Origin of the sequence: Nocardioides sp. NPDC023903 (assembly GCF_040639295.1) — a bacterium.
GTDB lineage: Bacteria > Actinomycetota > Actinomycetes > Propionibacteriales > Nocardioidaceae > Nocardioides.
In genome coordinates this window covers 228,951-241,289 of record NZ_JBEZZS010000004.1, presented here as the reverse complement: position 1 = coordinate 241,289, position 12,339 = coordinate 228,951, and the positions used below count along the sequence as shown (strand labels likewise).

At 70.8% G+C, this 12,339-nt stretch carries 13 protein-coding genes and 1 riboswitch; of the genes, 5 read left to right on the top strand and 8 right to left on the bottom strand.

Annotation, left to right across the window (positions count from 1 at the left end; genetic code table 11):
* Nucleotides 1-29 precede the first annotated feature (29 nt).
* The gene (locus AB0F44_RS07630; protein WP_357354145.1) at nucleotides 30-605 is read right to left on the bottom strand and encodes a LysR family substrate-binding domain-containing protein; all 576 of its coding nucleotides are present in this window, start codon (nucleotides 603-605) and stop codon (nucleotides 30-32) included.
* A 104-nt stretch (nucleotides 606-709) separates the two neighbouring features.
* Nucleotides 710-773: riboswitch (guanidine-III (ykkC-III) riboswitch) on the top strand.
* A 10-nt stretch (nucleotides 774-783) separates the two neighbouring features.
* On the opposite strand from AB0F44_RS07630, the gene AB0F44_RS07625 reads away from it, so the two are divergent.
* Together AB0F44_RS07625 and AB0F44_RS07620 are read left to right on the top strand one after the other, a co-directional pair.
* Nucleotides 784-1,098, top strand: a complete 315-nt coding sequence (locus AB0F44_RS07625) for a multidrug efflux SMR transporter (protein ID WP_350658900.1) — start codon at nucleotides 784-786, stop codon at nucleotides 1,096-1,098.
* Between the two features lie 108 nt (nucleotides 1,099-1,206).
* Nucleotides 1,207-1,890 carry a helix-turn-helix domain-containing protein gene (locus tag AB0F44_RS07620; protein WP_357354142.1) on the top strand — a complete coding sequence of 228 codons (684 nt, stop codon included), beginning with the start codon at nucleotides 1,207-1,209 and terminating at the stop codon, nucleotides 1,888-1,890.
* Between the two features lie 12 nt (nucleotides 1,891-1,902).
* Here AB0F44_RS07620 and AB0F44_RS07615 read toward each other — a convergent pair whose 3' ends face one another.
* A complete protein-coding gene (locus tag AB0F44_RS07615) occupies nucleotides 1,903-2,727 on the bottom strand; it encodes a cation diffusion facilitator family transporter (protein ID WP_357354182.1) in 825 nt (274 codons plus the stop codon).
* A gap of 144 nt (nucleotides 2,728-2,871) precedes the next feature.
* Here AB0F44_RS07615 and AB0F44_RS07610 point away from each other — a divergent pair, with 144 nt between their 5' ends.
* From AB0F44_RS07610 to AB0F44_RS07600, 3 genes are all read left to right on the top strand, one after another.
* A complete protein-coding gene (locus tag AB0F44_RS07610; protein WP_357354140.1) occupies nucleotides 2,872-3,663 on the top strand; it encodes an isocitrate lyase/phosphoenolpyruvate mutase family protein in 792 nt (263 codons plus the stop codon).
* Between the two features lie 8 nt (nucleotides 3,664-3,671).
* The gene (locus tag AB0F44_RS07605; protein ID WP_357354138.1) at nucleotides 3,672-4,433 is read left to right on the top strand and encodes an MOSC N-terminal beta barrel domain-containing protein; all 762 of its coding nucleotides are present in this window, start codon (nucleotides 3,672-3,674) and stop codon (nucleotides 4,431-4,433) included.
* 74 nt (nucleotides 4,434-4,507) lie between these two features.
* On the top strand, nucleotides 4,508-5,467 hold the full coding sequence (locus AB0F44_RS07600; protein WP_350659265.1) for a lipid kinase: 960 nt from the start codon (nucleotides 4,508-4,510) through the stop codon (nucleotides 5,465-5,467).
* Here the strand turns inward: AB0F44_RS07600 and AB0F44_RS07595 are convergent.
* From AB0F44_RS07595 to AB0F44_RS07570, 6 genes are all read right to left on the bottom strand, one after another.
* Entirely contained in the window at nucleotides 5,464-6,357 is an 894-nt protein-coding gene (locus AB0F44_RS07595; RefSeq protein ID WP_357354136.1) for an SMP-30/gluconolactonase/LRE family protein, read from the bottom strand. The two genes, AB0F44_RS07600 and AB0F44_RS07595, sit on opposite strands and share 4 nt — an antisense overlap.
* A gap of 133 nt (nucleotides 6,358-6,490) precedes the next feature.
* Nucleotides 6,491-7,678: an ABC transporter permease gene (locus tag AB0F44_RS07590; protein WP_357354134.1), complete on the bottom strand. Its 1,188-nt coding sequence runs from the start codon at nucleotides 7,676-7,678 to the stop codon at nucleotides 6,491-6,493.
* Complete coding sequence (locus AB0F44_RS07585) at nucleotides 7,675-8,556, bottom strand: ATP-binding cassette domain-containing protein (RefSeq protein ID WP_357354132.1); 882 nt, start codon at nucleotides 8,554-8,556, stop codon at nucleotides 7,675-7,677. The genes AB0F44_RS07590 and AB0F44_RS07585 overlap by 4 nt, the downstream gene beginning before the upstream one ends.
* Nucleotides 8,557-8,642: 86 nt before the next feature.
* Nucleotides 8,643-9,314 carry a response regulator transcription factor gene (locus tag AB0F44_RS07580; protein WP_357354130.1) on the bottom strand — a complete coding sequence of 224 codons (672 nt, stop codon included), beginning with the start codon at nucleotides 9,312-9,314 and terminating at the stop codon, nucleotides 8,643-8,645.
* Nucleotides 9,311-10,678 carry a histidine kinase gene (locus AB0F44_RS07575; RefSeq protein WP_357354128.1) on the bottom strand — a complete coding sequence of 456 codons (1,368 nt, stop codon included), beginning with the start codon at nucleotides 10,676-10,678 and terminating at the stop codon, nucleotides 9,311-9,313. The genes AB0F44_RS07580 and AB0F44_RS07575 overlap by 4 nt, the downstream gene beginning before the upstream one ends.
* 218 nt (nucleotides 10,679-10,896) lie before the next feature.
* Nucleotides 10,897-12,195: a DEAD/DEAH box helicase gene (locus AB0F44_RS07570; RefSeq protein WP_357354126.1), complete on the bottom strand. Its 1,299-nt coding sequence runs from the start codon at nucleotides 12,193-12,195 to the stop codon at nucleotides 10,897-10,899.
* Between the last annotated feature and the right edge of the window lie 144 nt (nucleotides 12,196-12,339).

Below are 12,339 nucleotides of genomic sequence, written 5' to 3'. Positions count from 1 at the left end.
AGGCGTTCACCTGGCATTTGCCGGGGGTCTCAGTGGCGAGAGGAGTTCCGCGAGCGGCCGCGGACGATGCCGATGAAGGTCTGCACCCGCTCGTCGTCGTTGTCGATCAGCCAGGCCAGGCCGACGGTCGTGGGCTCGATGCCGTTCACCGGCCGGGAGACGGCGTCCTTGCGGTGGTAGAGGCGGGCGATCGACATCGGCAGGATCGCGATCCCGGTGCCGGCCGCGACCGTCTCGACCGCGTCCTTCTCGCTCATCGCGGGCCACTTCAGCTGCTCCGCGGACGGCTTCCAGCCCCCGCGCTCGGGGATGACCAGCTGCTCCTCGGCGAGGTCGTCGAGGGTGACCTCCTCCAGCAGGGAGAGCAGATGCTCGTGGCCCATCACCGCGACCGGCTGCTCCTCGTAGAGCGGGATGCAGTGGAGGCCGTCGCGGTCGACGGGGAGGCGTACGAGGCACATGTCGAGCTCGCCCTCGCGAAGCAGCCGTTCCTGGTCCTCCTCGGTGACCGGGACCAGCTCGAGCCGCTCGCGGCTGCGCTCTCGCCAGGTCCGGGCCCACTTGTCAGGGGTGGCTCCGGTGACGAAGCCGACGGTGAAGGTCACCTGCGCATCCTCTCATCGATCGGCGCTGAATCCCGTGCTGAAGAACGCAGCGTTCCTCGTTGCCGAGAAGTTTCTATCGCGTGACAGGTTTGCTAAGGTCGAAGACGTCAGCCGAGACCGGCTGCCGGACGAGGGAGCCGTACCCGGAAGCGCGACAAGACGGCCGTCTGGAGTGGTCATGTCCTGGCTTTTTCTTGTGGTATCCGGCGTCCTTGAGGCCGTGTGGGCACTCGCCCTAGGCCGCACCGAGGGGTTCTCGCGGCTGGTCCCCTCGATCGTCTTCGGTGTCGCCCTGATCGGCAGCCTGGTCGGCCTCGCGATGGCCATGCGCACCCTGCCGATCGGCACCGCCTATGCGGTGTGGGTCGGCATCGGCGCCGCGCTCACCGTCGGCTACTCGATGATGGCCGGGGACGAGGCGATCAGCCCTGTTCGCGTCCTGCTGATCGTCGCGCTCGTCGGCTGTGTCGTGGGGCTCAAGCTCACGCACTGACGGGTTTGAGGGCGGACACGTCCTCTGGCGCTTGACTCTTTCGATATGAGTGCGAAACTTACCCTCTCCAATGTTATCTATCGCACGACAGAAAAAGGCGATGCCACGGTGTCACAGATCTCGCCGCGCCCGGGTCGCGGCCGTCCACGGCTGCTCCCCGGAAAGATCGCGGCGAACCCCCGAGATCAGATCCTCGCTGCCGCCGCCGAACTCTTCGTGAGCCGCGGCTATGCCGGCACCACCACCCGCGAGATCGCGGATGGTGCCGGGCTGAGGCAGGCCTCCATCTACTACCACTTCGGCAGCAAGGAGGAGATCCTCGCGGTGCTGCTCGAGCGCTCGGTCCAGGACCGGGTCGAGCAGGCCGGGAAGATCGAGGCCGGGATGGGGTCGGTCACGCCCGACGTCGGCCTCTACGCCCTCGCCGTCAGCGACATGAGCGCGCTCGTCGCCATGCCCTACAACATCGGCATGCTCTATCGCCTGCCCGACGTCATCGCCTCACCCGTCTACGACCGCTACGGCCATCTCCGCGGTGACCTCGTCGCCGGCTACAGCCGGGTCGCGCAGCGCGCCGCGGGGGAGCGGGTCTCAGCGAGCAGCGCCGAGCCCGGGCTCGGCGAGCTCCTCGTGCAGATGGTCGAGAGCGTGGTCAGCCTTCGCCGCGAGGACCGGGTCGGCAGTACGACCGTCGCCACGATCGCTTCGGCCTGCCTGCGACTGTGCGGGATCGCCGAGGACGCGATCGAGCAGGCGCGCGAAGCCGCGCTCACCGCGCTCGCGCGCGCCTGACCTCAGCCGGCCTCAGTGCATCCCCGGCTCGTGGGCCAGGTGCGTCTCGGGCTCGAGCTGGAAGGTCGAGTGCTCGACGTCGAAGTGACCGGCCAGACAGGCCTGGACCCGGTCGAGGACCTTCGGTGCGCTGCCGTCGAGGAAACACTCGGGCATCAGGGTCAGGTGGGCGGAGACCGCGGGCAGGCCCGAGGTGACCGTCCAGGCGTGCAGGTCGTGCACCTCGACCACATGGTCGACCCCGAGCAGGTGCCGGCGCAGGTCCTCGACGTCGACCTCGGCCGGCGCACCCTCGAGCAGGATCCGGCCGCTGTCGCGGAGCAGACAGACACCGGCGTACGTCATCAGGGCGACGACCACGAGCGAGGCCACCGGGTCCGCTCGGGTCCAGCCGGTGAGCAGGATGACGACCGCGGCGACGAGGGTGCCGATGAAGCCGTAGAGGTCGGAGAGGACGTGCTGGTAGGCGCCCTCGACGTTGAGCGAGGTGCGGTTGGCGCGCGCCATCAGGGCGGCCGCGAGGATGTTGACGCCGCAGCCGACGAGCGCGACCACGAACATCGGCCAGCCCTCGGCGTCGGGCGGGTCGATCAGGCGCCGGATCGCCTCCACGCACACGACCGCGGCGAAGACGAGCAGCGTGATGCCGTTGAGCGCGGCGGAGAGGATCTCGGCGCGCTTCCAGCCGTAGGTCCACTGGCCGTGCGCCGGGCGCGCCGCCAGCCGCATCGCCCACAGCGCCGCCGCGATCGCCCCGACGTCGGTCAGCATGTGGCCGGCGTCGGCCAGCAGCGCCAGCGAGTCGGCGAGGATCGCCACCGTCACCTCGCCGATCAGGAACACACCCAGGAGCGACATCGCGGCGATCAGGTAGCGCCGGTCCGCCGCGGGTGAGATGTGGTCGTGATCGTGCCCCATGCTCATCGATCCTAAGCCGGAAATCGGTTCTCGGCTGCGCCGTCCCGTGGCAGGGTGACCGCCATGTCGCTCGCCGAGAACTTCCTGTCGCTGCACCTGCCCGGCCGCCCGCTGCTCATGCCCAACGCTTGGGACGCGGGCTCGGCCAAGCTCCTGGCGTCGCTGGGCTTCCCGGCGCTGGCCACGACCAGCAGCGGGTACGCCGCGACTCTGGGCCGCCTCGACGGCCAGGTCACCCGCGACGAGGTGATCGCCCACGCCACCGCGCTGGTCGAGGCGGTCGAGGTGCCCGTCTCGGCCGATCTGGAGGCGGGCTTCGCGGCCACGACGACCGAAGTGGAGGAGACGTTCCGGCTCGCCGTGGGCGCAGGTCTGGCGGGCGGGTCCATCGAGGACTACACCGGGATCGAGAAGGACACGATCTACTCCGTCGAGGAGGCCGCGGAGCGCGTCGCCGCGGCGGCCGGCGCCGCCGGTGACGATTTCGTCCTCACCGCCCGGGCCGAGAACCACATCCGCGGCCGCGATGACCTGGACGACACGATCGCCCGCCTCCAGGCCTATCAGGAGGCCGGCGCCGACGTGCTCTTCGCGCCCGGCGTCATCGCCGTCGAGGACGTACGCCGCCTGGTCGACGCCGTCGACCGCCCGGTCAACGTCCTGCTGCTCCCGGGCGGCCCGTCGGTCCCGGAGCTCGCCGAGGCGGGCGCGGCGCGCATCTCGGTCGGCGGAGCGTTCGCCTTCGCTGCCCTCGGTGCGGTCAAGCACGCCGCGGAGGAGCTGCTCGGCGCCGGCACCACCGGTTACTCGGAGCTGGCGGCCGAGGGTGCCAAGGCGTTTCGCAACGCTGGTTGACTTGGCCCGTGATCGATGAGCTGAGGGTCGTACGCGCGGGGTTCGCGCCGATCAAGGGGACCACGCACCTGGCCCACGACCAGGTGGTGCTCGACGCCCAGGGGGTTGTGGGCGACCGTGGCTTCGCGCTGGTGTCGGTCGACGAGAGCGACCCGGGCCACGGGCGGGTGCTGCGGACCGTGCAGCACCCCTCGCTGGTCGCGGTGCGCGCCGAGCTTGCCGGCGACCGGCTCGAGGTCGAGCTGCCTGACGGCGAGTCCGCCGCGGCGGTGCCGGTCGCGACCGGCGAGCGGCTCCGCTGCGACTACTGGGGCCGGGAGGTCGAGCTGGAGCTGCTCGGCGGCCCGCACACGGCGCTGTTCTCGAAGTTTCTCGACCGGCCGGTGCGGCTGGCCCGTGCTCGTCGCGGTGATGTCGTGTTCGCGGGTGCGGTGTCGGTGGTGACCACGGCGTCGCTGCGCGACCTCGCCCAGCAGGTCGGTCAGGACGCCTTGGACGCGGCGCGGTTCCGGCCGAACCTGGTGGTCGAGACCGACGAGCCGTATGCCGAGGACACCTGGCTCGGCCGGGAGATCCGGGTCGGCGGAGCGACACTCCGGATCGGCGTACCCATCCCGCGCTGTGCCGTGATCGACAGTCATCCGGAGACGGGGGAGCGGGACGTACGACTGCTGAAGACGCTCGCCTCGCACCGCCCGCTCAACCGGGCCGGCGAGCCGGCGTTCGGGGTCTTCGCCGAGGTCGTCACCTCCGGAGCCGTCGGCCGATAGCCGGCGCAACAGACCACGCACAGGAACGCGCCAGCGCGCACTCAGGTGAAGTGCGTACGCTCCTGAGCGTGGATATGCAATCGCTGTTGTCGCGCGACTCCGTGAAGGTCGCCCTCGTTGTCAACGCCGGCTCGCGCCGGGGACAGGACGCGCTGGCGTCGTCGGAGGAGATGCTGCGGTCGGCAGGGATCGAGGACGTGCACGCCTACGCAGTCCACTCGGGGGAGGAGCTGGAGGCCACGCTCGACAAGGTCGCTGCCGACCAACCCGACCTGCTCGTCATCGGCGGCGGCGACGGGTCGGTGGGTGCCGCCGCGGCCCGGATCGCCGGCAGCGACGTCGTGCTCGGAGTGCTGCCGCTCGGCACCGCCAACGACTTCGCCCGCACGCTCGAGCTGGACCAGGACCCGGAGACCGCGGTCCGGCAGATGCTCGAGGGGAAGGTCATCAACGTCGACATCGGCCGGGCCAACGGCCACGCCTACCTCAACGTCGCCTCCTTCGGTCTCTCCGTCGCGGTGACCGAGGCCCTGAATCCTCGCCTGAAGAAGCTGATCGGGCCCGGCGCCTACCCCGTCGCGACGCTGCAGGCCTACCGCCACCACAGGCCGTTCACCGCCCGGCTGGAGTTCCCCGAGGGCGACCACGACACGATGGAGCTCGACGACCTGCTCCAGGTCGCGGTCGGCAACGGCCGCCACTACGGCGGCGGCAACACCGTCTCACCCACGGCCTCGGTGGACGACGACCTCCTCGACGTCTACGCCATCGTCCGGGGCCGGATGCGGGACCACGTCTCCATCGCGCGGCTGCTCAGGAGCGGCCACTTCATCGAGCACGATCAGGTGCACCACGTGACCACCTCGGCGGTGCGGATCACCACCGACGAGGCGATGCCGGTCAACCTCGACGGCGAGATCCTCACCGAGACCCCGACCGACTTCACGCTCGAGAGCAACGCGCTCCACGTCGCCGTGCCGATCCGAAGCCGCGCCGGGCGCCTCGACGGTCCGCCGCCGGACGTCCAGAGCTAGGGGCGACCCGCCCGGGGCACGTCGACCCGGATGGCCAGCAGCCGTGCCTCGGTGTTGGCCTTGCGTGCCTCCTCGAAGAAGTCGGGCGCGGCGCAGACGTACAGCGTCTTCCCGTCACTGCCGCCCAGCATGCACGCGAAGACGCCACCGCCCGGCTCGATCTGCTCGAGGATCTCGCCACCCTCGGTGACCCTGACCAGCCGGCCGAAGACCGCGTCGGCGGCCCACACGGCACCCTCGGCGTCCAGGCAGCAGCCGTCGGGCGCCAGCACGGCGTCGCCCATCGCCTCCGCGAAGGCGGTGTGCGTGCTGAGCTCACCGAACTTCGCCCACGTACGCCGGTTGCTCAGCGACCCGTCCTCCGCGATGTCGAAGGCGCTGATCCGGTTGCCGCAGGTCTCGTCGACGATGAGCGTGCCGTCGTCGGTGATCACGCTGCCGTTGGGGAACCACATGTCGTCGGCGACCTCGGTCACCGTCCCGTCGGGGTCGACCCGCAGCAGCACCGTCGGCGCCACGTCGGCGCCCGCCATGATGTCGAAGCCGAAGTTCCCGACGTACGCCCTGCCCTGCTCGTCCACCACCATGTCGTTGAGGTGGTGGCTGACATGGCCGCTGAGGTCGGCGTGCGTCACCAGAGAGCCGTCCGACTCACGGCGCAGGATCCGGCGATCGCGCATCGAGACGACCAGGAGGTGCCCGTCGGGGAGCCAGCCCAGCCCCGACGGCTGCCCCGGCACCTCCGCCTCGACCTTCAGGTCCGACCCGTCCTCCCGGGCCGAGTAGACCTTGTGGGAGTAGAAGTCCACGAACCAGATCCGGTCCTGGTGCCACCGCGGGCATTCCAGGTAGTGCAGGTCCTCCACAACGGTGGTGATCTCTCGGGCCATGTCCGTGCTCTCCTCAGGTCGTCGTCGACTGCCCCCATCATGCCGAGAAGTCACTTACGTCGGGCGAGAAGTCACTTACGTCGGCCGAGATGGCACCGAGGTGGCATCTCGGCCGCCGGGGGTGACGCCTCGGCTACTCCTCGAGCCGCCAGGCGGCCTTGAGGGAGAGTTGGCCACCGGTCTGGAGCAGGGCGCGGCTGTAGAGGCGCTCGGCGAGGCGTACGAGGGCGACGCCGAAGGCGAGGAGCAAGACCACGGCGATGATCGGCTCCCACCAGGCCGCGGTGCCCTCGACCAGGCGCATCGGCATGAGCACGGCGGAGAGCGGCGGGACGTACGAACCGATCTGCTCGCCGACGCCGTCGAGGTAGAGAGCGCCGAAGAACATCACCATGAGCAGCATCGTGATCGGCGTGGAGGAGGACTGCAGGTCCTCGGTGCGGGAGGCGAGGGCGCCCGCGACCGCCCACAGGGTGGAGAGGACCACGAAGCCGATCAGGAAGAACACCACGAACCAGCCGATCGCTCCGGACAGGGCCGGTAGGGCGAAGCTGAAGTCTGTCAGACTCAGCCCGACCAGTCCGACGGCCACATAGACGAGCATCTGCCCGACCGCGATGACGGCGTTGCCGATGATCTTGCCGGCGAGGAGCTGCCGCAGCGGTACGGCGGCGGCGATCATCTCCACGATCCGCGACTGCTTCTCCTCCACGACGCTGTTGGCCAGCGTCATTCCGAACATGATCGAGGCGAAGTAGAAGACGATCGCGAGCGCGTAGCCGACGATGTAGCGGATCGCGGACAGCTCGCTGTCGCCCTCGAGCTGTTCGGCCCCGACCGACGAGCCCTTGGTCAGCTCGGCCGCCGTGGTGCCGGCCGCGTCGGCGTTGCCAGCGAGGACGATCGCCTCGACCGACTGGCTGACCACGTCGCGCAGCTCGGAGTCGGCGTCCTCGAGGGTGACCAGCGTCCAGCCATCCGTGTCCGTGCGCAGGTAGGCGTCGGCCTGCTCCTCCTCGAGCGCGTGCCGGGCGGCGCCCGCGTCATCGACGGCGACCGGCTCGATGCGCACCTTCTCGTCGATGTCGGTGGCGCGCTCGGCGATGCCCTCGACCATCGCCTGCGAGGCGGTGGTGGAGTAGGCGAGGTCGTAGGTCTTCTCCCGGCTCTCGCTCCATGCGGTGAAGCCGAGCACGCCCACGATCACCGCGAGCATGACCGCGGTGCCGATCAGCGTCGACTTGTCGGTGGCGCGGACCGCGATCTCGCGGCGGGCGACTATCTGCCACACCGGCTGGTTCCTGGTCTTCACAGTGGTCATGCGGTGACCTCCCGGTAGATCTCGGACAGACGCGGTACGACGCGGTGGAAGTCGAGCACGTTCCCGCGGCTGGTGGCCTCGACGAGCAGCTTCTGCTCGGCGCCGGCGGAGACGACCTCGACCTCGGCCTCGGGGCCGGAGACGTCGCGGACGTGGAGCCCCGGCAGGTCGCGTACCCAGCCGGCGTCGCCGTCGAGGACGACCCGGTAGCGGAGCGCGGCCTCGGCGCGCAGCTCCTCGCCCGTCCCTTGGGTGACCACCCGGCCGCGGGCCATCACCACCAGCCGGTCGCACAGCCGGTCGACGAGATCGAGCTGGTGGGAGGAGAAGACGACGGGTACGCCGTCGCGAGCATGCTCGCGCAGCAGATCCGCCATCGCGTCGATGGCGTCGGGATCGAGCCCGGAGAACGGCTCGTCGAGGATCAGCGCCATCGGCGCGGGGACGAGAGCGGCGATGATCTGAACGCGCTGCTGGTTGCCCAGGGACAGCTTCTCCAGCGGATCCTTGGTGCGCCCACCCAGCCCGAACCGCTCCAGCAGCGCGGTGATCTCCCGGCGCGCGTCGGCGGTGGACATGCCGCGCAGCCGCGCCAGGTAGACCAGCTGGTCCAGGATCGGCTGCTTCGGGTAGAGACCGCGCTCCTCGGGCATGTAGCCGAACCGGCGCCGGTCCTCGCGGGTGACCTCGTGCCCCTGCCAGGACACCGTCCCGGCGTGCGCGGCCAGCACCCCCATGATCATCCGCATGGTGGTGGTCTTCCCGGCACCGTTGCCGCCCACGAACCCGGTGAGCCCACCGGACGGGACCGGGAAGGACACGTCGTCGACGGCGACCATCTCGCCGAAGCGGCGGGTCAACCCGCTGACCTCGAGCATCGAATCTCCTCTGCGTTGGAAACGAACGGGACTCACGCTATTTCAGTGCGGCCCCCGGCGGATCCGTCGCGAGGATGAGCTCGCCCTCACCCGTTGGGCGGGCCGGCCGGGAGAAGGCCGTGACGGTGGATGAAGACCACGGTCTGCACCCGGTCGCGCAGCTGCAGCTTGGCCAGGCAGGCCGATACGTGGGTCTTCACGGTCGCCTCGGTGAGGAACAGCCGGCGGGCGATCTCGTTGTTGCTCAGTCCCTCGCCGATGAGCAGCAGCACCTCGCGCTCCCGAGCGGTGAGCAGGTCGAGCTCTCTGGGCGGCTTCGGCGCCGGTGTCGCCGGCGCCTCGGCTCGGGTCACCCGGCCGATCACGCGCATCGTGACCTCCGGGGCGAGCAGCGCGTGCCCCTCGGCGGCGGCCCGCACCGCCTCGGCCAGGGAGTCGGGGTCGGCGTTCTTGAGCAGGAAGCCGCTCGCGCCCGCGGCGAGCGCGTCGAAGAGGTAGTCGTCGCGGTCGAAGGTGGTCAGGATGATCACCTTGGCGTGCCCCTCGGCGACCACCGTGCGCGTCGCTTCGATGCCGTCGGTGCCGGGCATCTGTACGTCCATCAGCACCACGTCGGGCCGCAGCTCGCGCGCCTTGGCGATCGCGTCGGCGCCGTCGGAGGCCTCACCGACCACCGAGATGTCGTCCTCCATCGAGAGGATGAGACGGAACCCCGAGCGCACCAGCTGCTGGTCGTCGGCGAGCAGCACCCGGATCATCGCGCCGCTCCCATCGACGCGACGGGGGAGTCGAGCGGGAACCGCACCCGCACCCGGAACCCCTGCACGGCCCTGGGCCCGATGTCGACCTCCGCCTTCCGGACGGCTGCCCGTTCGCGTACCCCGAGCAGGCCCAGGCCGCTGCCGGAGGTGCCGTGCCGGGGCCGGCCGTTGTCGGTGATCTCGACCTCGGCGTACGGCGCGGCCGCCGCCCGGTCGACGCGGAGCACGACCTGGGCGCGGTCGGCGGTGGAGTGGCGGCGTACGTTGGCCAGCGCCTCCTGGACGATCCGGTAGACCGAGTGCGCCAGCGGCACCGAGAGGTCCTCGACCGGCCCGACGGCCTCGTAGTCGACCCGCAGCCCGCTCTCGCGCACCTCGTCCAGGAGCGCGGGCAGGTCCTCGAGGCGCGGCTCCGGGCGGCGTACGCCTTCGGCTTCCGTCTCCGCGTCGCCGGCCGGGTCGCGCAGGGTGCCGAGCAGCGAGCGCATCTGGGTGACGCCCTCGCGCGCGGAGGCCTCGACGTTGCCGAGCGCCTCGGCGGCGCCCACGATGTCATCGGGACGGCCGCGCTCGAGCAGCTTGCGTCCGGCGGCAGCCTGGACCCCGACGACCGCGACATGGTGGGCCACGACGTCGTGCAGCTCACGGGCGATCCGAAGGCGCTCGTCGATCACCGCGCGGCGCTGGAGCTGCCCGGACTGGGCCGCGATGGTCGCGGCTTGCTCGGCCAGCTCGGCCTTCTGTCGTGCGCCGCGCCAGGCGACCTGGCCGCCGACGATCGCGCCGGCGAAGTAGAGCAGGTTCATCAGGGTGGTGAGCAGCACGTAGGCGGTCACCGGGCCGATGAGCGAGGAGCCCTCCGCGTCGGCGGTCGACTCGCGGATCTCGTCGATGCCGCTGCCGACCGCGAACTGCCAGGAGAGCCAGGCGAACATGAACAGGGTGATCAGCCCCATCACGACCACCATGTCCCGCCGGCGCCGCGCCCAGGCGGCCCCGGCGAAGAAGGCGACGAAGTAGATGATCTGCATCGGCAGCAGCCCCATCACGATCGGGAGCCACACCCCGGTGACGAACATGTGCAGCCCGGCCAGGAGCGCGACGGTGAGAGGGAAGCGCCGCCTGAAGACGAGCAGCGCAGCGCCGATGAACACCGCCGTCCACTCGACCCAGGTCGGTGCGTCGCTGGAGTCGAGCGACCCGACTCCCCGGATCAGCTCCAGGGTCACCAGGCTCGCGACCAGCACGGCCGCGCCGACCAGCCAGTCGCCGAGCGCGATCGAGCCTTCCCGCTCCCAGTCGTCGTCGGTCGCGAAGAAGGTCGCCAGCCGGCCGGAGGAGCCGTCGTCGTGCACAGTCACCCGGCCAACCCTAGTTCCAGGGTCGGGCGCCGTCCTCAGTCTGAAGTCGGAGTACGCCCCGCTGGTCGAGCCGCGAGCGCCAGCGAGCGTGTCGAGACCAACACGGTCCTATCGATCGCGACGTCGACCGTGTTGGTCTCGACACGGATTCGTTCGTTCCTCACGAATCCGGCTCGACCGGCGGTGGTCGTGTGGCTCGACCGGCGGTGGTCGTGGGGTCAGCGGCTGCCGGCGGAGCGCTGGCGCTTGCGGGCGCGCGAGCCGGGGCGGCTCTTACGGTTGCCGGTGCCCTCGCCGGCGGGGCGGCGCGGGGGCTGGGCGACGACGGGGACGAACGGGCCGGGACGGCTCCGCTCGCCGGGCGCCAGCTCGATCAGGATGGGGTGCGAGGGCCCGTCGAGACGGGTGGTGGTCGCCTTGATCCCGGCGGCACGGGTGAGCGTGCGTACGTCCTTGACCTGGTCGGGCAGCATCAGGGTGACGACGGTGCCGGAGGCACCGGCGCGGGCCGTACGACCGGAGCGGTGCAGGTAAGCCTTGTGCTCGGCGGGCGGGTCGGCGTGGACGACGAGGGTGACGTCGTCGACGTGGATCCCGCGGGCGGCGATGTCGGTGGCCACCAGGGTGGTCGCCCGGCCGGAGTGGAAGGCCTCCAGGTTGCGTACGCGGGCGTTCTGGGAGAGGTCACCGTGGAGCTCGACGGCCGGGATGCCGGCGCGGCCGAGCTGGCGGGCCACGCCCTTGGCGCCGTGCTTGGTGCGGGTGAAGACGACGGTGCGGCCCGGAGCGGCGGCCAGGTCGGCGAGCACGGGGATGCGGTGCTCGCGGGCGGAGAGGTGGAGCACGTGGTGCTCCATCTCGGCGACCGGCGACTGCGCGGAGTCGGCCTCGTGGATGACCGGCTGCTGGAGGAACTGCTTGACCAGCACGTTGACGCCCTTGTCGAGCGTGGCGCTGAACAGGAGGCGCTGGCTGCCGTTCGGCGTCATCGCCAGCAGGCGGCGCACGGCGGGCAGGAAGCCGAGGTCGGCCATGTGGTCGGCCTCGTCCAGCACGGTGACCTCGATCGAGGAGAGATCGGCGTGACGCTGGGCGATCAGGTCCTCGAGCCGGCCGGGGCAGGCGAGGACGACGTCGGCACCCTTGCGCAGGCCGATGACCTGCGGGTTCTGCCCGACACCACCGAAGACGGTCTGCATGCTGAGGCCCGCCTCCGCAGCGAGCGGGCGCAGGGCCTCCTCGATCTGCCGGACGAGCTCACGGGTCGGGGCGAGCACGAGGGCCCGCGGCTTGCCTGACTTCGCCCGGGGACCACCCGCGAGACGGGCGACGAGCGGAAGCAGGAAGGCGTACGTCTTGCCCGACCCGGTCCGCCCACGGCCGAGCACGTCGCGCCCGGCGAGGGAGTCCGGCAGGGTCGCGGCCTGGATCGGGGTGGGGGTGGTGATGCCGTGGTGATCGAGGACGGCGGTGAGGTCTGCGGGCACGCCGAGCGCGCTGAAGCTCTGCTGAGACAAGGAGTCAACTTTTCAAGCGAGGGTGTCTCGCCATAATGAGTTACCGAGTCCAAGGTTCGGCGAGAGCGGCCGGGGGCAAGACCGGAACGGGCCGCTGGTGAGTCAGATACTACCGGTAGGTGATCGGTCCACCAGAATCCTCGA